This is a genomic window from Paratractidigestivibacter sp., assembly GCF_963660155.1.
In the GTDB taxonomy this organism is placed as follows: Bacteria; Actinomycetota; Coriobacteriia; order Coriobacteriales; family Atopobiaceae; genus Paratractidigestivibacter.
The window spans coordinates 15,908-39,307 of the sequence record NZ_CAVKWG010000017.1 but is presented as its reverse complement, the minus strand read 5'-3'; the positions used below and the strand labels follow the sequence as shown (position 1 = coordinate 39,307).

15 protein-coding genes and 1 tRNA gene are annotated in these 23,400 nt (G+C 65.5%); 13 read left to right on the top strand and 3 right to left on the bottom strand.

The window, feature by feature from the left end:
* Positions 1 to 43: 43 nt before the first annotated feature.
* Positions 44 to 2,455, bottom strand: coding sequence for an HAD-IC family P-type ATPase (locus tag U5709_RS02440; RefSeq protein ID WP_321972686.1), 2,412 nt, complete (start codon positions 2,453 to 2,455; stop codon positions 44 to 46).
* Between the two features lie 177 nt (positions 2,456 to 2,632).
* On the opposite strand from U5709_RS02440, the gene U5709_RS02435 reads away from it, so the two are divergent.
* The 9 genes from U5709_RS02435 to aroQ all read left to right on the top strand — a co-directional run bounded on the left by U5709_RS02435 (position 2,633) and on the right by aroQ (position 12,391).
* Positions 2,633 to 2,709 (top strand) — tRNA-Arg (locus tag U5709_RS02435).
* Positions 2,710 to 3,026: 317 nt separating this feature from the next.
* Positions 3,027 to 4,052, top strand: a complete 1,026-nt coding sequence (gene aroF / locus U5709_RS02430; protein WP_321970931.1) for a 3-deoxy-7-phosphoheptulonate synthase — start codon at positions 3,027 to 3,029, stop codon at positions 4,050 to 4,052.
* A 6-nt stretch (positions 4,053 to 4,058) separates the two neighbouring features.
* Positions 4,059 to 4,943, top strand: a complete 885-nt coding sequence (locus U5709_RS02425; protein WP_321970932.1) for a prephenate dehydrogenase — start codon at positions 4,059 to 4,061, stop codon at positions 4,941 to 4,943.
* Entirely contained in the window at positions 4,940 to 6,073 is a 1,134-nt protein-coding gene (gene aroB / locus U5709_RS02420) for a 3-dehydroquinate synthase (protein ID WP_321972685.1), read from the top strand. The genes U5709_RS02425 and aroB overlap by 4 nt, the downstream gene beginning before the upstream one ends.
* The gene (aroA, locus tag U5709_RS02415; RefSeq protein ID WP_321972684.1) at positions 6,073 to 7,359 is read left to right on the top strand and encodes a 3-phosphoshikimate 1-carboxyvinyltransferase; all 1,287 of its coding nucleotides are present in this window, start codon (positions 6,073 to 6,075) and stop codon (positions 7,357 to 7,359) included. The genes aroB and aroA overlap by 1 nt, the downstream gene beginning before the upstream one ends.
* Position 7,360: 1 nt before the next feature.
* Complete coding sequence (aroC, locus tag U5709_RS02410; RefSeq protein ID WP_321972683.1) at positions 7,361 to 8,485, top strand: chorismate synthase; 1,125 nt, start codon at positions 7,361 to 7,363, stop codon at positions 8,483 to 8,485.
* Positions 8,486 to 8,533: 48 nt separating this feature from the next.
* Positions 8,534 to 9,685, top strand: coding sequence for a bifunctional chorismate mutase/prephenate dehydratase (locus U5709_RS02405; RefSeq protein WP_321970936.1), 1,152 nt, complete (start codon positions 8,534 to 8,536; stop codon positions 9,683 to 9,685).
* The gene (locus U5709_RS02400; RefSeq protein ID WP_321972682.1) at positions 9,685 to 10,968 is read left to right on the top strand and encodes a shikimate kinase; all 1,284 of its coding nucleotides are present in this window, start codon (positions 9,685 to 9,687) and stop codon (positions 10,966 to 10,968) included. Before U5709_RS02405 ends, U5709_RS02400 begins: the two co-directional genes overlap by 1 nt.
* A 451-nt stretch (positions 10,969 to 11,419) precedes the next feature.
* Positions 11,420 to 12,391, top strand: a complete 972-nt coding sequence (gene aroQ / locus U5709_RS02395; RefSeq protein ID WP_321970938.1) for a type II 3-dehydroquinate dehydratase — start codon at positions 11,420 to 11,422, stop codon at positions 12,389 to 12,391.
* Between the two features lie 253 nt (positions 12,392 to 12,644).
* Here aroQ and U5709_RS02390 read toward each other — a convergent pair whose 3' ends face one another.
* Positions 12,645 to 13,241 (bottom strand): 5-formyltetrahydrofolate cyclo-ligase, encoded by a 597-nt coding sequence (locus U5709_RS02390; protein WP_321970939.1) that lies wholly within the window; start codon positions 13,239 to 13,241, stop codon positions 12,645 to 12,647.
* Positions 13,242 to 13,376: 135 nt separating this feature from the next.
* On the opposite strand from U5709_RS02390, the gene trpS reads away from it, so the two are divergent.
* Complete coding sequence (gene trpS / locus U5709_RS02385) at positions 13,377 to 14,426, top strand: tryptophan--tRNA ligase (RefSeq protein WP_321970940.1); 1,050 nt, start codon at positions 13,377 to 13,379, stop codon at positions 14,424 to 14,426.
* Positions 14,427 to 14,711: 285 nt separating this feature from the next.
* Here the strand turns inward: trpS and argF are convergent, their stop codons facing one another.
* Positions 14,712 to 15,707, bottom strand: a complete 996-nt coding sequence (gene argF / locus U5709_RS02380) for an ornithine carbamoyltransferase (protein WP_321970941.1) — start codon at positions 15,705 to 15,707, stop codon at positions 14,712 to 14,714.
* A 164-nt stretch (positions 15,708 to 15,871) separates the two neighbouring features.
* Between argF and ppk1 the strand changes: the two genes are divergently transcribed.
* The 3 genes from ppk1 (at position 15,872) to U5709_RS02365 (ending at position 23,243) form a co-directional block, all read left to right on the top strand.
* Positions 15,872 to 18,259: a polyphosphate kinase 1 gene (gene ppk1 / locus U5709_RS02375; RefSeq protein WP_321970942.1), complete on the top strand. Its 2,388-nt coding sequence runs from the start codon at positions 15,872 to 15,874 to the stop codon at positions 18,257 to 18,259.
* Positions 18,260 to 18,395: 136 nt separating this feature from the next.
* Entirely contained in the window at positions 18,396 to 19,709 is a 1,314-nt protein-coding gene (gene rlmD, locus U5709_RS02370) for a 23S rRNA (uracil(1939)-C(5))-methyltransferase RlmD (RefSeq protein ID WP_321972814.1), read from the top strand.
* 315 nt (positions 19,710 to 20,024) lie between these two features.
* Positions 20,025 to 23,243 carry a response regulator gene (locus U5709_RS02365; RefSeq protein ID WP_321970944.1) on the top strand — a complete coding sequence of 1,073 codons (3,219 nt, stop codon included), beginning with the start codon at positions 20,025 to 20,027 and terminating at the stop codon, positions 23,241 to 23,243.
* Positions 23,244 to 23,400: the final 157 nt, after the last annotated feature.

Below are 23,400 nucleotides of genomic sequence, written 5' to 3'. Positions count from 1 at the left end.
GGGCGCCCGATCAGGCGCGACGGATTATGCGCAATGCCGTGCGCTAGGAGCGCGGACGGGCGGCGCGGGGCACCTCGACGCCGGACTCGATGCGCTCGACGAGCGCCGCGAGCACGCGCGAGTCGCCGGCCTTGCGCTCGAAGCGCGCGGCCAGGATGAGGAAGGTGACGACGGCGAGCGCGCAGAAGATGGCCGTGGCGATGAACACGTCGAGCGGGAGCCAGGCCACGGTGAAGAAGTCGCGGAAGGCGGTGCAGGCGATGGCAGCGGCCGCGCCCATAGCCACGAGCAGCGCGAAGCGTAGCTTCGTGAGCGGCACCGAGATGCGGTAGATGAGTGCGAGTCCGACGACGATGGTGATGAACATGCAGACAGTCGAGATCTCGGCAAACTCGTGCCCGAGCAGGCGTCCGAGCACGAGCTCGAGAAGCAAGAACAGCGTGATCGAGGCCGAAGCCGGCAACGACTTGGAGAGGACGTTCGCCAAGAAATTGCCGCTGACCAGCTCGTGGTTGGGCTCGAGGGCGAGGACGAACGACGGGACGCCGATGACGATGGTCGAGATAAGCGACATCTGGATCGGGATGAAGGGATATGGCGGGATAACGATGCAGATAAGGGCGAGCAGCGCCGTGAAGACCGTCTTGACGAGGAACAGCGAAGCCGAGCGCTGCAGGTTGTTGATGGAGCGGCGCCCCTCGGCCACGACCTCGGGCATGTGCGAGAAGTCGTTGTCGGCAAGGACGATCTCGGAGACGTTGCGCGCGGCGGCCGAGCCCGAGGCCATAGAGACGGAGCAGTCCGCCTCGCGAAGGGCAAGCACGTCGTTCACGCCGTCGCCCGTCATGGCGACGGTGCGGCCGCGGCGGTGCAGCGCGTCGACGAGCTCTCGCTTCTGCTGGGGGGTCACGCGGCCGAAAACGCGCGCAGCGTCGACGGCGGCGTCGAGCTTCTCGGGGGTGTCGAGGGTCGCGGCGTCGACGTAACGATCGGCGTCCGGCACGCCCGCGATCTTGGCGATAGCCGAGACGGTTCGGGGGTCGTCGCCGGAAATGACGCGCAGCTCAACGCCCTGCTCAATGAAGTACTGCATGGTCTGAGGCGCGGTCTCGCGCACTTTGTCGCGAATGCCGACGCAGCCGATGATCGAAGGCGAGCCCTGAATCGCGTCGGAGGCGTCGAAGCCGCCGCAGGAGCAGATGACCATGCGACGCTCGATGGCGTCGAAGCCCTCGCAGAGCGCGTCGGCCTCGGACATGCGGGCCTCGCCCAACACGAACTGCGCGGCGCCCATGACGAACCCGCGGCCGTCGGCGGTGACGCAGCCGGAGTACTTGCGCGCAGAGCTGAACGCCACCGCGCGGCTGACCTGGATTGGGGCACCGTCGCCGTTGGCGTCGGCGTAGGCGAGAAGCGCCTTGGCGGTCTCGTTCGCATCGGAGACGTTGGCGCGCGCAATGGCGGCGAAGACGGAGACCGCGTCGGCCTCGGTGCTTCCCTTCACGGGCTCGACGTGAGCCACCTCCATCTCGCCGGAGGTGATGGTGCCGGTCTTGTCGAGGCAAAGGGTGTCGACGCGGGCGAGGGTCTCGACGCAGTAGGACTGCTGGACGAGGACGCCCTTCATGCCGAGGCGGGTCGTCGCGATGGCGAGGACCGAAGAGGTGAGGAGCACGAGGCCCTGCGGGATCATGCCAAGGACGGCCGAGGTGGTGGAGAGCGTCGCCTCGACGAGCGTCGTCCCCTCGGTAAAGTAAGTGCGGACGAAAAGGCCGATGCCCAGGGGCACGAGCAGCATCGTGCCTATGCGGATGATGGCCTTGAGCGTGGCAAGGATCTCGGATTTGACCGCCTTGACGTACTTGGCCTCGGCATTGATCTTCGCCGCGAAGCCGTCCTTGCCGACCTTGGTGACGCGGGCGACGAGGCTGCCGCTCTCGATGAAGCTGCCGGAGTAAAGCGGGCTGCCGGGCTTCTTGGCAACAGGGACGGATTCGCCCGTGAGCAGGGACTCGTCGCAGTAGACGTTGCCAGAGACGACCTCGCAGTCGGCCGGGACCTGGTCGCCGTGGGAGAGGCGCATGAGGTCGTCGATGACGAGCTCGGAGGGGGCGATGCTCGACTCGGCGCCGTCGCGCAGGACCGTGACCTCCTTCTGCGTCATGATCGTGAGCTTATCCACCATGTTCTTTGCGCGGACCTCTTGGAAGACCCCGATGAAGAGGTTCGCGGCGACGATGGTGAGGAAGAGCATGTTGCGGTACTGGCCGGTGAGGAAGATCACGACGGCCATGGCGAGGTTCACCGCATTGAAAAGCGTGAACGCGTGCGTGGCGAAGATCTGCCAGGTCGACTTGGTCTTGACGTCGGTGTCGTGGTTGATGCGGCCGTCGGCGACGCGCGCCTCGACCTCGGAGGAAGTGAGGCCTGTAAGCTCAGGCTGGTTCTCTTGCATGGAGACTCCTATATAAGCGAGGGCCGAAGCCAGGCGAAGTCGGCCCAATTCATCGATAAACGCTTTGTAGATGGTAGCGCATGGCGCCCCGGGCCGGCCTTCTCGGCCCAACCTCGCAAACCCGTAACGATGCTTTGAGCACAAGCGCCCCCGTTGGGTTATACTGCTCTCAACATTGCGCCCATAGCTCAGTGGATCAGAGCGTTCGCCTCCGGAGCGAAAGGTCGTGGGTTCGAATCCCCCTGGGCGCGCCACGTGATCAATCAGCCCCTCACCCGAGGGGCTTTTTCATATCGATGCGCCCCGCAGGGGGATTCCCCTTCAAAGTTCGGAAGGCTTCCAAACTTTTTCTGCCCAGATGTTGCCTTCTCAACAACACGTCTACCTGCTGTTATGTAAATTTTAATTATAGTTCGGAAGGCTTCCGAAGTTTGGAAGGCTTCCGAACTTTAAAAGAGGGGCGCTTAGCAAGGGGGCGGGGGGATGTTTCGGGCTGGTAGCAGCGGGTGGGGCGGCCGTGGGCGCGTGTTACCATGCTTAGACTTGCAACGTATACCCAGAAGGGGAAGCCATGATCGCCGAAGTCAAGAACACCGCCACGCCCGAGCAACTCGCTCAGTTCGTCAAGTGGATCGAGGATCGCGGCTATAAGACCAACGTGTCGGGCGGCGACGAGGTCACCATCGTCGGCATCATCGGCGACACCACCAAGATCGACCCCTTCCTGCTCGAGAGCATGGACATCATCGAGCGCGTCCAGCGCATCACCGAGCCCTTCAAGAAGGCGAACCGCAAGTTCCACCCCGAGGACTCCGTGGTCGACTGCGGCCACGGAGTGCTCATCGGCGGCGGCAACTTCCAGGTCATGGCCGGCCCGTGCTCCGTAGAGGGCGACAACCTCACCCAGATCGCCCGCGCGGTCAAGGCCGCCGGCGCCACGATCCTTCGCGGCGGCGCCTTCAAGCCCCGCACCTCTCCCTACACATCGCAGGGTATGGGCGAGGCGGGCCTCGACCTACTCATGGAGGCCGGCGCCGAGCTCGATATGCCGGTGGTCACCGAGGTCATGGACCCGCGCGACGTCCAGCTGTTTTTGGACAAGGGCGTCGACATCATGCAGATCGGCGCGCGCAACGCACAGAACTTCCCGCTGCTGCGCGAGGTCGGCAAGACGACCACCCCGGTCCTGCTCAAGCGCGGCATGTCAGAGACCATCGATGAGTTCCTCATGGCGGCCGAGTACGTGATGAGCGAGGGCAACGAGAACGTAATCCTCTGCGAGCGCGGCATCCGCACCTTCGAGACGCGCACCCGCAACACCTTCGACGTCAACGCCATCCCGGTCCTCCACCACCTCACCCACCTGCCCGTCATCGGCGACCCGTCGCACGCCACGGGCTACACGCGCTACGTGCGCCCCGCGGCCTACGCCGCCACGGCGGCCGGCGCCGACGGCCTTCAGATCGAGGTCCACAACAACCCCTCCGAGGCGTGGTCCGACGGCGCCCAGGCCCTCACGCCCGACATGTTCGCCGACGCCATGCGCCGCATCGCCCTTATCCGCGAGGCCGTGTGCGCCGACATCGAGGAGGCGTAGGCCCCTATGGCAAAGAAAAACGAATCGCAGGTCAAGGCCTACGTTCCCGGGCGCATCGGCGTCGTGGGCCTAGGCCTCATGGGAGGCTCATTCGCCCGCGCCTTCAAGGCGGCGGGCGTCGACGTCTTCGCCTGGAACCGTACGCGCTCCACGCTCGAGCTCGCGATGATCGAGACCGTTCGCGGCGAGCTCGACGAGAAGACCATCCCCGCCTGCGAGCTCATCATACTGGCCGGCTACCCGCAGTCGGCCGTCGACTGGCTCTCCGAGAACGCCGATTTAATCGCCGACGGCGCCATCGTCATCGACACTGTGGGCGTCAAGCGAAAGATCTGCGCCGAGTGCGAGAGAATCGCCGCTGGCCGGCGCTGGACCTTCGTCGGCTGCCACCCCATGGCGGGCACCCAGTACTCGGGCTTCGCCCACTCGCGCGCCACGATGTTCAAAGGGGCGCCGATGGTCGTCGTGCCGCCCTCGCGCATGGACGACTTTGAGCGCGTGGAGATCCTCGAGCGCCTGAAGAAGCTCCTGGAGCCCTGCCGCTTCGGCAGCTTCACGCTGGCCACGGCGCCTGTCCACGACCGCATGATCGCCTTCACCTCGCAGCTCTGCCACGTGGTGAGCAACGCCTTCGTCAAGAGCCCGAGCTCGCGCGACCACCACGGCTTCTCCGCCGGCAGCTACCGCGACCTCACGCGCGTGGCGCACCTGAACGCCCCCATGTGGACCGAGCTTTTCCTGGACAACGCCGACTACCTCTCCGACGAGCTTGGCCTCATCATCAAGAACCTGCAGGACTACAAGGACGCCATCGACGCCGCCGACGCCCAGAAGCTCGAGCAGCTGCTTGCCGACGGCGACCGCATCAAGAGGGAGATCGAGGGCCGATGAGCAATAAGAACGAGGTCACGGTACCCGTCAACACCCCGTCGCGCGCCTATGACGTGAACGTGGGCCGCGGGATCCTGGACAACATCGGCAAGATCACGCGTGCCTCCGCGGGCGGCAGCCGCGCATGCGTCATAACCGAGACGAACGTGGGGCCGCTCTACGCCGCGCGCGTCGAGTCCTCCCTTGCCGCCGCAGGCTACGAGGTGAGCACCCTCACCTTCCCCGCCGGCGAGCAGAACAAACGCCTCTCGACGCTCGAGGGCCTGCTCGAGGGCCTGGCCGAGGCAGCCCTTACCCGCGACGACGTCGTCATCGCGCTCGGCGGCGGCGTCACGGGCGACATGGCGGGCCTCGCCGCGGCCATGTACCTGCGCGGCATTCAGGTCGTCCAGGCGCCGACGTCGCTTCTTGCCATGGTGGATTCCAGCGTCGGCGGCAAGGTGGCCGTCGACCTCGCCCACGGAAAGAACCTCTGCGGCTTCTTCTGGCAGCCGAGCGCCGTCGTGGCCGACGTCGAGTGCCTGCACACCATCTCGCCAGAGCTCTACACCGACTCCATCGGCGAGGTGGTAAAGCATGCCGTCCTCGCCGACCCGCAGATGCTCGCCGACCTGACCGACCATCCCATGAACGGAGCGGGCTACCCCGACGAGCTTGTTACCAGAATCGTAGCCAAGAACATCCAGATCAAGCGCGACGTGGTGAACGCCGACGAGAAGGAGCGTGGGCTTCGCCAGACGCTCAACCTCGGCCACACCATCGGCCACGGCATCGAGGCCGCGAGCGACTTCGCCCTGGGCCACGGATCCTGTGTGGCCGCCGGGCTCTGCTGCATGGCTCGGGCGGCTTGTGTCAAGGGTTGGTGCAAGCCCGGGACCCGCGACGCCATCGTCGCTGCCATGGCCGCGCAGGGGCTGCCCACCGACACTGCCCTTGCCCACGACGTCATCTTCGACTACATGACACACGACAAGAAACGCCACGGCGACTCGATGAACATCGTCGTCCCCGACGAGATCGGCCGCGTGAGCGTCCGCAAGGTCACGCTGGCCGAACTCCGCGAGCTCGTCGACCTCGGCTGCGGATGCGCCGCGGGCAACGAGCCGATTCCCGAAGGCGAGGCGCGCTAATGGACATGCAGGTCAATCCCTCCGCCCTCGGCGGCACCATCGGCGCCATCGCCTCCAAGTCCGAGGCCCATAGGCTCCTGATCTGCGCCGCGTTCGCCGACGGCGTGACCGACATCGACTGCAACACCACCTCGCAGGACATCGACGCCACCGCCGCCTGCCTGCGCGGGCTCGGCGCGCGCGTCACCCGTACAAAGAAGGGGTTCCGCGTCGTGCCCGCGGCAACGACCGCCCGCCGCGCCCTTCTCGACTGCGGCGAGTCCGGCTCGACCATGCGTTTCCTTCTGCCCGTCGTCGCCGCCCTCGGCTGCGACGCGAGCCTCACCGGCCACGGGCGTTTGCCCGAGCGGCCGCTCTCCCCTCTGTACGAGGTCCTTATCGAGCACGGCGCCGAGCTCGGGTCCCAGGGCACCGTGCCCATGCCCGTCGGCGGCAAGGTATCGGCGGGGCGCTTCGAAATCGCCGGCAACGTGAGTTCTCAGTACGTGAGCGGCCTTCTCATGGCCGCCCCGCTCATGGACGGCCCCGTCGAGGTCTTCGTCACCGAGCCCGTCGAGTCGCTCCCCTACATCGACATAACCTGCGCCGCGCTCGCCCAGTTCGGCGTCGAGGTCTCGCGCGAGAAATACACGCAAGACAGCGTGTCGGGCCTGCTCTTCCGCATCCCGGCCGGCGCCCGCTACCGCACGCCGGGCAGCGTCCGGGTAGGCGGCGACTGGTCCAACGCGGCGTTCTGGCTCGCAGCGGGCGCGCTCTTTGAGGGCGGCATCACCGTCGAGGGGGTCGACATGCGCTCGACCCAGGGCGACCGCGCCATCCTCGGCGCCCTCGCGCTACTCGGCGCGCGCGTCGAGCGCGGGGCGAGAAGCGTCACCGTGCGCCCGGATCGTCTTAAGGGCTGCCGATTGGACGTCTCGAGCTGCCCCGACCTCGTGCCGCCGCTCGCGGCCATGGCGGCCTGCGCGCAAGGCCAGACGACCATCGTCGGCGCAGCCCGTCTGCGCATTAAGGAGTCCGACCGCCTCCAGACCGTCAAAGACGCTGTCAACGCCCTCGGCGGGCACGTCGAGCAAACAAACGACGGACTGGTCATCGATGGTGTCGACACTCTTACCGGCGGCGAGGTCGACGCGGCGAACGACCACCGCATCGCCATGATGGCGGCCATCCTCGCCGCCCGCGCGCAGGCGCCGACCACCATCCGCGGCGCCCAGTGCGTCGCCAAGTCCTACCCCGCATTCTTCGAGGACCTGCGCGCCCTCGGCGGTTCTTGCCAGGAGGTTTAGCATGCCGTCCACCTTCGGAACAACGCTCAAGGTAACGGTCTTCGGCCAATCGCACTCGGCCGGCGTCGGCTGCGTCGTCGAGGGCCTGCCCTCCGGTTTCGTGGTCGACCAGGAGCGCCTCGCCGCGTTCATGGCCCGCCGCGCGCCCGGCAGCGCGCCGTGGACGACACCGCGCAAGGAGAAGGACGCCCCGCGCATCCTCTCGGGCCTGAACCCCGATGGCCGCACCTGCGGCGCGCCGCTCGCCGCCGTCATCGAGAACACGAACACCCGCTCGCAGGACTACGGCAACATCATGGGCGTCCCGCGACCGGGACATGCGGACTTCACCGCCTGGGCCAAGTGGCACGGCGAGCAGGACATCCCAGGCGGCGGCCACTTCTCGGGCCGCCTCACGGGCCCCTTGTGCGTCGCCGGCGGCATCTGCCTGCAGTGGCTCGAGGCGCGCGGCATCCGCGTCAGCGCCCACGTGGCCGAGTGCGCGGGCGTCGCCGACGAGCCCTTCTGCGCCCTCGACAACTCGGCCGCCTCCAACGCCCGCCTCGCCGCCCAGATGGACGCCCTGGCGGACGGCCGCGACTTCCCGGCCATCGACGCGGCCGCAGCCGAGTTCATGACCTGCGCCATCATGGCCGCCAAGGCCGACGACGACTCCGTCGGCGGCATGATCGAGTGCGTGGCCACCGGACTTCCCGCGGGCGTCGGCTCGCCCATGTTCGACGGCCTCGAGAACACCCTCGCCTACGCCGTCTTCGGCATCCCGTCCGTCAAGGGCATCGAGTTCGGCGCCGGCTTCGCGGCCGCGCGGCTTCGCGGCAGCGAGAACAACGACCCCTACGAGGTCCGAGACGGCGCCTGCGTGCCGCGGACGAACAACGCAGGCGGCATCCTCGGCGGCATCTCCACCGGCGCCCCGCTCCACTTCCGCTGCGCGCTCAAGCCGATCAGCAGCATCGGCATCGAGCAGGACTCTGTCGACCTCGCGGCCATGGAGCCCGCCCGTCTCGCCGTCCGCGGCCGCCACGACGCCACGGCCGTAACCCGCGCCGTCCCCGTCGTCGAGGCCGTTGCCGCCTGCGCCATCGCCGACGCCCTCCTCACCTGGCCTGCCGACCCCATTAATTAATTAATGGGACAAAGAGACAGTCCCTTTGTCCCATTGGAGGTTTGATATATGAAAGACCTGATCGAGCTGCGGCGGGACATCGACCGCATCGACACCGAGATCTTCCGGCTCTTCGGCGAGCGCGCCGAGGTGGCCGCCGGCGTGGCCGAGTACAAGCGCGCGAACAACATGCGCGTCTTCGACCCCGTCCGCGAGCGCCAAAAGATTGCCGACGCCGCGTCCCGCGTGCCCGAGGACCTCGCCACCTACGGCCAGGTTCTCATGGACCTCCTCATGGAGGCCTCGCGCAGCCGCCAGCACGAGCTTCTCGGCGACGCCGACAACAACGACCTGGTGGCGGCCATAGACGCCGCCCGACGCGAGACCCCCGAGGTCTTCCCCCGCGCCGGCCGCGTGGCCTGCCAGGGCGTCGAGGGCGCCTATTCCCAGCTCGCCGCCGAGAAGTTCTTCCGCCACCCGGACATCCGCTACCTGCAGAGCTTCGAGGACGTCTTCCAGGCCGTCGAGGACGGCGAGGTCGACTACGGCGTCCTGCCCATCGAGAACTCCACCGCCGGCTCGGTGAACAAGGTCTTCGACCTCATGGGCGCCCACGAGTTCCACATCGTGCGCTCCACCCGCGTCAAGGTCGACCACTGCCTGCTCGCCAAGAAGGGCACCGCGCTCGCAGACGTACGCGACATCTACAGCCACGAGCAAGCAATCCGCCAGTGCGCAGCCTTCCTCGCGACCATGCCCGAGGCCCGCGTCCACGTCTGCGAGAACACCGCTGTGGCCGCGCAAATGGTCGCCGACTCCGACCGCGCCGACGTGGCCGCCCTCTCCTCGCGCAACTGCGCCGAGCTCTACGGCCTGTCGGTCCTCGGCTCCGCCGTCCAGGACCGCGACAACAACTACACCCGCTTCGCCTGCATCAGCAAGAAGCTCGAGATCTACCCCGGCGCCGAGCGCTCCTCGATGACGCTCGTCACGCCCCACCAGCCGGGCTCCCTCTACAAGCTGCTCGCAAAGTTCTACGCGCTCGACATCAACGTCGTCAAGCTCGAGAGCCGCCCCATCCCGGAGCGCGACTTCGACTTCGGCTTCTACTTCGACATCGACTGCCCCGTGGCCTCCGAGGAGTTCCGCGCCCTCATGTCGACCATCGAGGGCCTCTGCCAGGACTTCCGCTACCTCGGCAGCTACTCGGAGATCATCTAATGGCGGCCCCGCAGATGCAGACGCCCTACGGCCTGCTCGGGCGCAAGCTCGGCCACAGCTGGTCGCGGCCCATCCACGAGCAGCTCGGCAGCGCGCCGTACAGCCACCTCGAGCTCGAGCCGGCCGATGTGACGCCCTTTATCCGCGAGAACACCGACTGGCGCGGCCTCAATGTGACCATCCCCTACAAGGCGGACGCCGCCGCGGCCGCCGACGAGCAGAGCCCGCGCGTGGCCGCCCTCGGCGTCGCGAACACCCTCGTCCGCCGCGAGGACGGCACGATCTTCGCCGAGAACACCGATGTCCTCGGCTTCTCCTGGATGCTCGGGCGTTTTTGCGAGCAGGCGCTCGGCTGCGACGCGGCGAGCGCGCTCGCCGGCAAGAAGGCCCTGGCGCTCGGCTCGGGCGGCGCCTCGCAGGCCATCCAGGCGTCTCTTTGCGAGGCCGGCGCCGATGTCGTCGTGGTCTCCCGCTCAGGCGAGGACAACTACGGAAACCTCCTCGAGCGCCACGCCGACGCCGCGCTCATCGTGAACACGACGCCCGTGGGCATGTTCCCCAACTGCCCCGCCTCTCCCCTGCCGGACGGCGCGCTCGAGGCCATGGGCGGCCTCGTCGGAGTCCTCGACGTTGTCTACAACCCTTGCCGCACGAAGATCTGCCTCGACGCGGAGCGGGCGGGAATCGCCTACGAGACCGGGCTGCCCATGCTCGTGGCACAGGCCTTCTTCGCGAGCGAGCTCTTCCAGGGCAAGGCGCTCGACGAGGGGCTCTGCGAGTCCATCCTCGCCTCCATCCGCCGAAAGACCGAGAGCATCGTGCTCATCGGCATGCCGGGCGCCGGCAAGACGAGCGCCGGCAAGCGGCTCGCGCGCGCCCTCGGCCGCCCCTTCGTGGACATCGACGAGGCCATTGCCCAGCGAGAGGGCCGAAGCGCGGCGCAGATCATCGAATCCGAGGGTGAGGACGCCTTCCGCGCCATCGAGACCCAGGTCACAGGCGACGTCGCGGCGAAGCCGGGCCTTATCATCGCCTGCGGCGGCGGCGTGGTGACGCGTCCCGAGAACCGAGACCTGCTGCGTCAGAACGGCCATGTGGTGATGCTTGACCGGAAGCTCGACGAGCTCTCGTCGAAGGGCCGGCCCATGAGCCGCGCCAAGGGCGTCGAGCAGCTCGCCCACGAGCGCATGGGCGCCTACCGCTCCTGGGCAGACCTCATCGTCAAGTGCACGGGCACAGCCGACGGCGACGCCGCCCTTATCACGCAAAAATTGGGCTTCTAGCACACTGCCGCCGCAAACTTTAGCTCTTCCGCGGAGCCGAGTGCCGCCCACAGGGCCCGGCGCGGCCCCGTGCGCCCAAAAAACAGGGATGGCGGCAGTTTTTGGCTTACCGCTCGAGTAGCCGATTTCAAGGCAACCCTTCTACCTGCGGTTTTATTCGGCTCAAATAGCAGGCTACTCGGAGGGTCCGCAAAAAAACTGCCGCCATCCCGGATTTTTCGCAGCAGCCCCCAAGAAGACGCCGCTTTACGTCTGGGAACGTGCCGAAATTGGGTTTTTAGCGAAGGCAGGCCGTTGACCGGCCCGTTATTGCCGCTCGCCCGGCGCGGAATTTCGCTTTGCCGAAGCGAAAAACACCAGAACCACGTGTTGCCGTAAAGTACCGTCCTGTTGGCCGCACCGGGGGCGCGGCCGGCGAACATCTTGGACCCGATCCAGAGGGGACGATCACGTGAGCAAGGCGCTCCAAATAGCACAAGAGGTTCTCGCGGCCGTCGGCGGCAAGAAGAACGTCACCGGCAACGAGCTCTGCATGACCCGGCTTCGCATCCGTACCGAGGACGCCAGCCTCATTGATTCCGAGCAGATCGCGTCGATGCGCGGCGTGCTGGGCATCGTCGAGCACGGAAACCAGGGCATCGAGGTAGTCTTCGGGCCCGGCCGCGCCGAGGAGGTCCATGAGGCAATAGCCAACCTTACGGGTGTTGAGGACATAGACGAGTACACCGATGCCCGCGCGACCTCCCCCATGAACGTCATCGTCTCTGGCGAGAGAGACGAGTCCGCTCAGGCGGAAGTCCCCTCGGCCAGGGCCTATGCGCAGAATCCCGAGGGCGCCGCAGCAGATGAGAAAGACGATTTGGCACAGGTAAAGGACCTTATCTGGCTTCTTAACGAGAAGAGCGGCGCCGTGGAAGCGGACGCTCGGGCCGCACGGCCCAAAAAGGCGACGGAAAGCGTCGACGACGAGCAGACGTGCCCGAGAGCAAAGCTACTCGTCATCAACGGCCCGAACATCAACATGCTCGGCATCCGCGAACCCGGCATCTACGGCACAGAGAACTTCCAGGCATTGCTCAAGCTTTGCCGCGACACCGCCGACGAGCTGGGCTTCGATGATTGCCAGTGCTTCCAGTCCAACCACGAGGGCGACCTCGTCGACGCCATCCAGGGCGCATACGGCAAGTACGACGGCATCGTGATCAACCCCGGCGCGTACACGCACACCTCGATTGCCATTCTCGACGCAGCCAAGGCCGTCAACATTCCCATGGTCGAGGTGCACATCTCCAAGGTCGAGGAGCGCGAGGAGTTCCGCCAGGTGAGCTACATCCGCTCCGCCTGCTTCGAAACCATCACGGGGATGGGCATCCAGGGGTATCGTCGGGCGATCATCGACCTCGCCGATAAGCTCGGGCTTTAGCGCTACGGGGTCTCGCCCTTCTTCCCCCCCCAAAAAAATTCAGACAGTCCTCAAAAGGCCCCTCTTGCAAGGGGCTTTTTTGCGGAACTCATTTTGAGGGGGAAGAAGGGCGAGACCTCGGGAGGGTATCGGCGGAGCTTATCGGGGAGGGCGAGGGTCACCGGGCGGGCTACCTGCGATGAGGACCCTGGCAACACTAAAAGAACCACCTGTTATGAGAACGTGGCTGGAGCGGTAACAGTACCGCGGGACTTTAGCGGCAGGTCCAGACGGTGGTGTCGGTCACGATGAAGTCCACGGGGACGTCGCAGGAGTCGGCGGGCAGCGGGTTGCTGCTCATCTGGGACGAACGGGCAAGCGCGATCTTGTCGCCGGGGTAGAACGGCAGGAAGCGGTCGTAGTAGCCGCCGCCGTAGCCGATGCGGTAGCCCTGCGCGTCGAAGACAAGGCCGGGGACGAGGCAGACCGACCCGCAGAAGTCCTTGGTGCCGAGAGGCGCGGTGATGTCGGCTCGGGGCTCGAGGATGTCCTTGTAGCCCTCGACCAGGTCGTCCATGGACTCGATCTCGAAGAACGACATGCTGTGCTTGCGGGCCGTAACGCGCGGGACGGCCACGCGCTTGCCCGCGGCAAAGGCGGATTCGATAACGGAGCGCGTGTCGACCTCGTTGTTATACGAAACGTAGGCGAGCACCAGGTGCGCCCCGTCGTAGATGTCGAAGCCCTCGAGGTTTTTCAGGATATTCGCGTCGAGCGCCGCCTTGGTCGCGGGGTCGATGCGCCGGCGGGCAGCGAGGTAATTGCCGCGAAGCGAGCTCTTATCTGCATCGGTACCATACGAGCTTGCCACGCCAGCCCCTCTCCATCGCGTTGCGTTCAGACGAATAGTCATTCTAGCAGCAAGCCCGGTCGCCGTGTGACCATTAACGCGCATTTGACGTACCATATTGCCTGATGTGAATCCAAGCCTTACAAAGGAGCCCATATGCCCAACGAGGGAAGCTACGAGGCGTCGCTGCGCCGAAGCGAGGAGGTCCACGCCGACCTTCTCGTCAACCCCGAGAAGTACACCATGCTCACCGGCGACCGCCCGACGGGCCGTTTGCACCTCGGCCACTACTTCGGCACGCTGGTCGACCGCGTCCGACTGCAGGACATGGGCATCAAGACCAACATCGTAATCGCCGACTACCAGGTGATCACCGACCGCGACACGACCAAGAACATCCAGGACAACGTGTACAACATGGTCGTGGACTACCTCTCGTGCGGCATCGACCCCAAGAAGACCATGATCTTCACGCACTCCGCCGTGCCTGAGGAAAACCAGCTCATGCTGCCGTTTTTGTCGCTAATCACCGAGGCCGAGATGGAGCGCAACCCCACCGTCAAGGCCGAGCAGGAGGCCTCCGGCCACGAGCTCACGGGCCTGCTTCTGACCTACCCCGTGCACCAGGCCTGCGACATCCTCTTCTGCAAGGGCAACATCGTGCCCGTGGGTCGCGACCAGCTGCCCCATATCGAGGCCACGAACAAGATCGCCCGCAAGTTCAACAAGCGCTACGGCAAGGTGTTCCCCGAGGTCACGGGGCTTCTTACCTCCACGCCGCTGCTGCCGGGCCTCGACGGCCGCAAGATGAGCAAGTCCTACGGCAACGCCATCAGCCTCTCGATGACGGCCGAGGAGACGGCCAAGCTCATCAAGAAGGCAAAGACCGACTCCGAGCGAAACATCACCTTCGACCCCGAGAACCGCCCCGAGGTTTCCGCGCTGCTGACCACGGCCGGCATCTGCTCCGGGCGCGACCCCAAGGAGCTCGCCGACGAGATCGGCATGGGCGGCGGCGGCCAGCTGAAGAAGGTCGTGACCGAGGCCGTGAACGGCCGCTTCGCCGAGATTCGCGAGCGCCGCGAGGAGCTTATCAAGGACATGGACTACATCAAGGACGTGATCCACGACGGCAACCAGCAGGCCCGCGAGGTCGCGACCCAGACGCTCGCCGAGGTCCGCGAGGCCATGGGCATGGTGTACTAGCCAAGAAACACCGCCCGCTTGGTCACGTAGCCCCGTTGCTGCCAAGAAATCGCGCCCGCTTGGTCGCTTTGCAAAGAAAACGCCTCCACTTGGTCGTAAACGCACCAAGTGGAGGCGTTTTCTTTGCAAACAAGGCCCCAGAGCACCAAGTCGCGGCGTTTTCTTTGCGGCACTGCCCCGCCGGCACCAAGTGGAGGCGTTTTCTTTGCGCGCACCGAGTCGCACAACAAAAAAAGGCCCGCCACGAAAGCGACGGGCCGAATTTAAATGCGCGGCAGGTAGAACCTACTTAAGCGTGGCGTACATGACGGCCTTGATCGAGTGCATGCGGTTCTCGGCCTCGTCGAAGACGCGGCTGCGCTCGCTCTCGAAGACCTCATCGGTGACCTCGAGCTCGCTCATGCCGAACTTCTGGTACACGTCCTCGCCGATGGTGGTCTTGCGGTCGTGGAAGCTGGGCAGGCAGTGCATGAAGATGGCGTCGTCGGCCGTCTTGGCCATGAGCTCCGCGTTGACCTGGTACTTGGCAAGAAGCCCGATGCGCTTCTCCCAGAGCTCGTAGGGCTCGCCCATCGAGACCCAGATGTCGGTGTAGATGACGCTCGCGCCCGCGGCGCCCTCATCGACGTCCTCGGTGAGGGTGATGGTGGCGCCGGACTTCTCGGCGACCTTACGGCACTCGGCGACGAGCTCGGCCGAGGGCATCTGCTCGGCAGGCCCGCACGCGCAGAAGTCCATGCCGAGCTTCGCGCACACGACCATGAGCGAGTTGCCCACGTTGTTGCCCGCGTCGCCCATGAAGGTGAGCTTGCGGCCGGAAAGGTCGCGCCCGAACTCCTCCTGGATGGTCAGCATGTCGGCGATCATCTGCGTGGGGTGGAACTCGGTGGTGAGGCCGTTCCACACCGGCACGCCGGCGTACTCGGCGAGCGTCTCGACGATTTCCTGCGCATAGCCGCGGTACTCGATGCCGTCGAACATGCGGCCGAGCACGCGGGCGGTGTCCTCGATGGACTCCTTCTTGCCCATCTGCGACGAGCCGGGGTCGAGGTAGGTCACGCCCATGCCAAGGTCGTGGCCTCCAACCTCGAAGGAGCAGCGGGTGCGCGTGGAAGTCTTCTCAAAGAGCAGGACGATGTTCTTGCCCTCGAGGTAGCGGTGCGGCTCGCCGGCCTTCTTCTTGGCCTTGAGGTCGGCGGAGAGGTCGATGAGGTACTGGATCTCCTCGGGCGTGAAGTCGAGGAGCTTGAGGAAGTTGCGGCCGGAAAGATCGACTGCCATGGCTTCTCCTTCGTTCGTGTCTTGCGTGATTGGACGATTGTATCGCAAAGAGGGCCGTGAGCTTTGGTTTGTTTGGCCTCGCCTCACCGATTTCTCCCCCTTTGCGCCGCGATCGCCCGCCCCAAGTATCCTAAACTGGAAATACCCCTCAGATTGGAGGCCCCATGGGCAAGGATAAGAACGAGAAGGGCTCGAAGCCCAAGGCCAAGCAGGCCAAGGACGGGCGCGACTACAGTTACACCCAGAACCGCGAGCTCAGCTGGCTGCGCTTCGACAACCGCGTGCTCGACGAGGCCTTCGACGAGCGCGTGCCGCTGTTCGAGCGCCTCAAGTTCTGCGAGATCTTCGAGTCGAACCTCACCGAGTGGTTCATGATCCGCATCGGCGGCCTCTCGGACCTCGCCTCCCTCAAGAACCAACCCAAGGACTGCCGCTCCAACGAGACCCCGGCAGAGCAGCTCGAGTCCATCTTCGCCGCGCTGCCGCCGCTCATACAGCGCCACGACGAGGCCTTCCGCCTCGTTGAGGGAAAGCTCGCCTCCTCAGGGCTCGAGCGCGTGACGCCCGCTAACTACACCCCCGACGACCTTGCCGCCGTTCGAAAGTTCTTCGACACGAAGCTCTCCCCCATCGTGAGCCCGCTGGTCATTGACCCGCGCCACCCGTTCCCCAACCTGCGCAGCGGCCGCCTCTTCGTGGCCTGCTCGCTCGTCGGCCCCAAGGAGCAGGGCCTTCTCGGCCTCATCGAGGTCCCGACCGCCGAGCAGCGCGTGGTCGAGCTCGCCTGCACCCCGAAGCGCTTTCGCTACACGCTCGTCGAGGATGTCCTGCGCGCCTGCCTCGAGTCCTGCTTCGGCGACTACCGCCCGCTCGACGCCTGCGTCCTGCGCGTCACGCGAAACGCCGACATCGATCCGGACGGCGAGGGCGTGGCGGAGGAGGAGGACTACCGCCAGCACATGAAGAAGGTCCTCAAGATGCGCCAGCGCCTGCAGCCGGTGCGCCTCGAGATCATGGGCTCCATCGACCCCAAGCTCGAGAAGCTCATCATGGGCGAGCTCGGCCTCGAGCAACGGCGCGTCTTCCGCGTCGAGCACCCGCTTGACCTGGGCTTCGTTTACGGCATCGAGGCCAAGATCCCCGACCTCTACCACTCGGACGTGGTCTTTGCGCCCTTCGAGCCGCAGGCCTCAATCATGGTGAACGCAGGAAAACCGATGCGCGCGCAAGTGGAGGACCACGACGTCCTTCTCACCTACCCCTACGAGTCCATGGCGCCCTTGCTGCAGCTTTTGCGCGAGGCCTCGGCCGACGACTCGTGCATCTCCATCAAGATCACCCTCTACCGCGTGGCCAAGAGCAGCCATCTGTGCGAGAGCCTCATCGCCGCCGCCGAGAACGGCAAGGACGTGACCGTCCTCATGGAGCTGCGCGCCCGCTTCGACGAGGCAAACAACATCGCATGGGCCGAGCGCCTGGAAGACGCCGGCTGCACCGTGATCTACGGCTCCGAGGGCTTCAAGTGCCACTCGAAGATCTGCCAGATCACCTACCACGACGCCTCCGGCATCAGCCGCATCACGTGTTTGGGCACCGGCAACTTCAACGAGAAGACCGCGCGCCTCTACTCCGACTTCATGCTGCTCACGGCCAACGCGGGCATCGCGGAGGACGGCAACGTCTTCTTCCGCAACCTCAGCCTCGGCAACCTCCGCGGGCAGTACAAGTACCTCGGCGTGGCGCCGCTCTCGCTCAAGCCCCTCGTCATGCGCGGGATCGACCGCGAGATCGGCCGTGCGCGCAAGGGCGAGCCGGCGAAGATCTTCCTCAAGATGAACTCGCTCACCGACCGCGACGTCATCGACAAGATCTCGGAGGCCTGCGAGGCGGGCGTCGAGGTCCAGATGACCATCCGCGGCATCTGCTGCATCAAGGCGGGCGTCCCCGGCAAGACCGACGGCCTGCAGGTTCGCCAGATCGTCGGCCGCTTCCTCGAGCACGCGCGCATCTACGCCTTCGGCACCGACGCAGACCTCATCTACCTGAGCTCGGCCGACATGATGACCCGCAACACCGAGCGCCGCGTCGAGATCGCCTACCCCATCTTGGACGCGACCTGCCGAGAGTTCGTCAAGCACTTCATGGAGCTGCAGCACGCCGACAACGTGAAGGCCCGCCAGCTCGACGAGAACGGAGAGTGGCAACCTGTGCCCGTCCTCGATGGCGAGGCGCCGGAAAACAGCCAGGAGACGCTTTTCCAAGAGGCCTATGCCCGCGCGCGCGACGCCGCCGACGCCGCCAGGGCCATACAGGAACCGAGGGTCGAACCCGCGCCCGAGTACGGCCCAGAAGAGGAGCTTAATGTAAACGAGACGCAGTTCAGCCTACCTGTTGGCCCGGCTGTGCAAGCATGCGCGGCAGAGCCGGCGGGCACCGCGGCGCAAGTCTCCCCCGCCGCGCCCGCCGCGGGCGCAGGCGCCCGGCCCGGACGCTTCTCGCACGCCCTCTCCCTCATCGGCGAGGGCATAAAGACGCTCTTCGGCGGCAAGTAACCCACTTGCAGCGCAAATAAGCCAAGCTCAATCGATGGAGGCGCCCCGGCCGCGAGGCCACAGGGCGCCTCTTCGCATACACTGTTCAGGTTGCGGAATCGGATACATGGAGGTAGCTGTGGCGGCTGGCGACAAGATGAAGCTCAAGATTGAGCGCATGGGGTACAGCCCCGACGGCGTCGCCCACGCCGAGGACGGCCGGGCCGTCTTCGTCGCCGGCGCGGTCGCCGGCGATACCGTGGAGGCCGTCATCGACGCTGAGGCCAAGAACTACCTCAAGGCCCACGTCGAGACCGTCCTGGAGGCCTCCCCCGACCGCGTGCTCCCCGAATGCCCCTACGCCAGTGTCTGCGGCGGCTGCCCGTGGGCCGCGATTCGCTACGAGGCCCAGGCGCGCGCCAAGCGCGACGGGGTCGTGGACGCGCTCGTGCGCATCGGCCACTTCGACCGCGACCGCGCGGAGGCCCTGGTCAGGTCCATCGAGTCCCCCAGCAAGCCCTGGGGCTACCGCAACAAGGTCGAGCTCGCCGCCGTCGCGCAGAACGGGCGCCTCTCCCTCGGCATGCACGCCGCAAACGGATCGGGCGTCGTCAAGGTGGACCGCTGCGCCCTTCTCGCCAAGAAACGCGCCAAGGACGTCAAGGCCGTCGCCGGCGCCCTCAACTACTTCGCGAACTCCCACGGCCTCGAGCTCGAGCGCGTGGGGATCCGCGCCGCCCTCAACACGAACGAGGTCGAGGTCGCGCTCTGGGACCGCCCCGGCCCCTTCCCCCGCGCGCAGGCCGCCAAGATCCTCGGCGACGCCGTGAAGGCCTCCTCCATCGTGCGCGTCATGCAGAAGGGCCCGGCCAAGGCGCGCAAGATCGCCGGCGTGGAGGTGCTCTCCGGCAAGGGCTCTTGGGGAGAGGTCGTGGCCGGCCAGCACATGCGCGTCTCCGCACCGTCCTTCTTCCAGGTGAATACCAAGGGCGCCGAGAAGCTCGTGGAGCTCGTTCTCGAGGGGCTCGGACCCCGGCAGGACGAGGAGGCTATGGACCTCTACTGCGGCGCCGGCACCTTCACGCTGCCGCTGGCGCGGCGCGCCGACTTCGTCAGCGCCGTGGAGTCCTACGGCCCGGCCGTGCGCGACCTTCGCCGCAACCTCGGCGACGCGGGCCTGGACAACGTCGACCCCATCGGCGGCGACGCGGGCCTGGAGTTTCCCGACACCGGCGCCGACGTCATCGTGGTGGACCCGCCGCGCGCGGGCCTCGCCGAGAACGTCGTGGCCCAGCTCTCGGAGCAGCCCGCACGCGCCATAGCATATGTGAGCTGCGACCCCGCCACGCTCGCCCGCGACCTCGCGCGCTTCGAGGAGGCCGGTACCTTCTCGCCCGAGAAGATCACGCCCGTCGACCTCTTCCCCCAGACCTTCCACGTGGAGAACGTGACCATCCTCAAGCGCCGCTAAACCCACCTGCGGTTTGGGGACAGTCCCCTTTTGGCTGCGGTTTGGGGACAGACACCTTTTTGCACACGAACCTCAGTGTCAGCGAATAGACCCAAAGATTCGGCGTCCAACTCGCAGCCGCGACGCGTGTGCCAAAAGGTGTCTGTCCCCAAACTGCAATCAACCCTCACGCTACGCGCACAATCGTGGCTCATAAACACAATTTCACCACTCTTTATCAGCGCGTTTGCCTTAAATTAATTAGGTTTGTGTTAGTTACGGCCGCGCAGGCTATGGCACCGAAGCAAACCATGGCTGCGGGGGGGGGTTAAAACGATGTCGAACGAGGCTCTGGTTACGCAGGACTTCTCGATTTCCATCAACGACTACAACCCGAATGCCTTCTGCCTTATACGGGTGGAGACAGACGATGCGGGCAGTCCCGAGGACTTCACCTTCCTCTACTGCAACGACGCCTTGGCCAAGCTTGAGGGAAAGCCCAAAGAGGAGCTTCTTGGCCAGCGCTTCTACAGCATCTTCCCCGACGGCAACCGCAAGTGGCTCGACTACTACAGCGGCGCCGCGTTCCGGAACGCTCCCGTCGAGTTCGACGAGCTCTCCGAGGAAATCGACCTGTACCTGCACATCGTTGCTTTCCCCACCGGCATGGACGGCATCTGCGCCTGCACCCTCACCGATATCAAGCAGGAGGTCTTCGAGCGCCGCCAGGCCGCCGAGAGAATCGAGGAGTCGCAGTCGGTACTGCGCGTCCTCTCCCGTAACTTCAAGAACGTCTACACGGTCGACCTCAACGACGGCTCGGCCAAGGTCGTGAAGCTCGAGGACGAGTTCCAGGATGGCCGCCTCGACGAGGTACTGGGGCGGCCCTTCCCCTTCGAGCCCTTCCTTGGCGCCTGGATCTCCGAGGCCGTCCACCCCGACGACCGCCAAGCGCTCACGCAGGCTCTCAGCCTGGCCAACCTGCGAGAGATCTTCCCCGCACAAGACGAGCTGACCGGCGGTTACCGGATGCTCATCGAGGACCATGTCTACAACTACCAGTACAACCTGTGCCGCATGGACCAGACGGGCCACGTCGTCGCCGGCTTCCAGAACATCGACGGCATCATTGCCGAGCACGCCGCGCAGGAGGCCGCGCACCGTCGCGAGCTCGAGGAGCAGTTCGCCATCATCGACGCCCTCTCGAGCGACTTCATGACCATCTACCTGGCCAACCTCGAGGACAGGACAGCCACGGCCATTCGTGTTCCCTCCGAGTACGGCTACGACGAGATGGTCCGCCTCAGGGGCACGTCCTTTCCCTTCGAGCCGATTATGCAGCAGTGGGGGCAAGCGTTCGCCCACCCCGACGACCGCGACCGCGTGCTCCAGGCCATCAGCATCGAGAACCTTCGACGCGTCTTCGCCACGCAGGACGAGTGCGTGGGCAACTACCGCAGCTGCGAGACGGGCGACTACCGCAACTACCAGTTCAAGCTGAAGAAGGTCGACGACACCCACGTCGTCGCCGGCTTCCAGAACATCGACGGCATCATCGAGGAGGAGCGCGAGCACACCGAGGTCATCTCGTCTCTCTCCACGATCTACTCGACGATCGTCCAGGTAGACGTGGACACGCACTCCTACAAGGTACTGACCAGCGTGGCCCTCATGGGCGATGTGGCGGGCTCTGCCGGCGAGAGTTGGGACGAAGTCATGGACGCCGTCATCGGGGCCTTCATGGCCCCGGAGTTCCAGGCGCCCATGCGAGAGTTCCTGGACCTCAGCACCTTGGCCCAGCGCATGGCCGACGTCAACACGGTGGTCGCCGAGTACCAGAACCCGGCCGGCCGCTGGTTCCAGGCCCGCCTCATCGCCAAGCGGCGCGACGAGGCAGGCCAGCTTCACGAGGTTCTCTACGTCGCGCGCGACTACACGAACGAGAAGGAAAAGGAGCTCGCCTACCAGGAGCAGCTCTCGCACGCTCTTGCCGCCGCGCAGCAGGCAAACCGCGCCAAGTCCACGTTCCTCAACAGCATGAGCCACGACATCCGCACGCCCATGAACGCCATCATCGGCTTCACGGCGCTGGCGCAGACGCACCTGGACAACACCACCCAGGTGCAGGACTACCTCACGAAGATCAGCACGTCCAGCACGCACCTGCTCTCCCTGATCAACGACATCCTGGACATGAGCCGCATCGAGTCCGGCACCGTCAAGCTCGACGAGAAGCCCGTCCACATCCCCGACCTGCTGCACGACCTCAGAACGATGATCCAGGGCCTCGTGAGCTCCAAGAACCAGAACCTTTTCATCGACACGCAGGATGTCGTGCACGAGGACGTTTTCTGCGACAAGCTGCGCCTCAACCAGGTGCTCATCAACATCGTGGGCAACGCCATCAAGTACACCCAGCCCGGCGGAGACATCATCATCCGCCTTGTCGAGAAGCCTTGCGCCATGCGAGAGCGCACCACCTTCGAGTTCTCGGTCAAGGACAACGGCATCGGAATGTCCGAGGAGTTCCTCGGGCGCATCTTCGATACCTTCTCGCGCGAGTACAGCTCGACCGTCAGCGGCGAGCAGGGCACGGGCCTCGGGATGGCAATTACCAAGAACATCGTGGACATGATGGGCGGAGACATCTCGGTGGAAAGCGAGGAGGGCAAGGGCTCCTGCTTCACCGTGACGCTGCACCTGCGCCTTGCGAACGAACCCCAGAAAACCGAGCCCATCCCCGAGCTCACGGGTGCCCGTGCCCTTGTCGTCGACGACGACCTCAACACCTGCCGCAGCGTCAGCAAGATGCTGCGAGACATCCAGATGCGCCCCGACTGGAGCTCATCGGGTAAGGAAGCGATCGTCCGCGCCCAGGACGCCGCCGAGGCCGGCGACGAGTACAAGGTCTACATCATCGACTATTTGATGCCCGACATGAACGGCATCGAGACGGTGCGCCGCATCCGCAAGGTCATCAGCGACGACGTGCCCATCATTGTGCTTACCGCCTATGACTGGGAGGACTTTGAGGCGGAGGCCCGCGAGGCGGGCGTCACAGCCTTCGTCTCCAAGCCGATCTTCATGAGCGAGCTGCGCCAGGTCCTCACGCAACCGGTGGCAGAGGACAGCGAGCCCAAAGATGACGAGCAGCGAGTCGAGCACAGCTATGTCGGAAAGCGCGCGCTTCTCGTCGAGGACAACGAGCTCAACCGAGAGATCGCGTGCGCCATTCTCGACCAGACCGGCATGATGCTCGACACCGTGGAGGACGGCGACGAGGCCGTCGAGACTATAGACAAGGCCCCTGCCGGCACCTATGACCTCGTGCTCATGGACATCCAGATGCCCCGCATGGACGGCTACACGGCGACGCGCGAGATTCGCACCTTTACGGACAACGAGAAGGCGAACGTGCCGATCGTGGCCATGACGGCCAACGCGTTCGAGGAGGACCGTCAGAAGGCCCTGGAGGCCGGCATGGATGGCCACATCATCAAGCCGATCTCGCTCGAGGCGATCACAGAGGTTCTCGACAGGGTGCTCCCAGGCTAAATAAGACAAGAGGACAGCCCCTCGTCTTATTGCTCCCCCCACTGCATAAAGGCGTGAAGTTAATATCGGTTAACTGGTGGGAATTCCCGCAGCTAGATGGGTACGCGACTTTTTGGGCTTATCAGCAAAACTTGTTGCGCCCGCACGGCATTCGGGG

Bases quoted from the DNA above. Each gene is read 5' to 3' on its own strand.
- aroC (WP_321972683.1), top strand. From the start codon at position 7,361: ATGCCGTCCACCTTCGGAACAACGCTCAAGGTAACGGTCTTCGGCCAA.
- aroA (WP_321972684.1), top strand. From the start codon at position 6,073: ATGGACATGCAGGTCAATCCCTCCGCCCTCGGCGGCACCATCGGCGCC.
- rlmD (WP_321972814.1), top strand. From the start codon at position 18,396: ATGAAGCTCAAGATTGAGCGCATGGGGTACAGCCCCGACGGCGTCGCC.
- U5709_RS02365 (WP_321970944.1), top strand. From the start codon at position 20,025: ATGTCGAACGAGGCTCTGGTTACGCAGGACTTCTCGATTTCCATCAAC.
- argF (WP_321970941.1), bottom strand. From the start codon at position 15,707: ATGGCAGTCGATCTTTCCGGCCGCAACTTCCTCAAGCTCCTCGACTTC.
- U5709_RS02425 (WP_321970932.1), top strand. From the start codon at position 4,059: ATGGCAAAGAAAAACGAATCGCAGGTCAAGGCCTACGTTCCCGGGCGC.
- U5709_RS02405 (WP_321970936.1), top strand. From the start codon at position 8,534: ATGAAAGACCTGATCGAGCTGCGGCGGGACATCGACCGCATCGACACC.
- U5709_RS02440 (WP_321972686.1), bottom strand. From the start codon at position 2,455: ATGCAAGAGAACCAGCCTGAGCTTACAGGCCTCACTTCCTCCGAGGTC.
- aroF (WP_321970931.1), top strand. From the start codon at position 3,027: ATGATCGCCGAAGTCAAGAACACCGCCACGCCCGAGCAACTCGCTCAG.
- trpS (WP_321970940.1), top strand. From the start codon at position 13,377: ATGCCCAACGAGGGAAGCTACGAGGCGTCGCTGCGCCGAAGCGAGGAG.
- ppk1 (WP_321970942.1), top strand. From the start codon at position 15,872: ATGGGCAAGGATAAGAACGAGAAGGGCTCGAAGCCCAAGGCCAAGCAG.
- aroB (WP_321972685.1), top strand. From the start codon at position 4,940: ATGAGCAATAAGAACGAGGTCACGGTACCCGTCAACACCCCGTCGCGC.
- U5709_RS02400 (WP_321972682.1), top strand. From the start codon at position 9,685: ATGGCGGCCCCGCAGATGCAGACGCCCTACGGCCTGCTCGGGCGCAAG.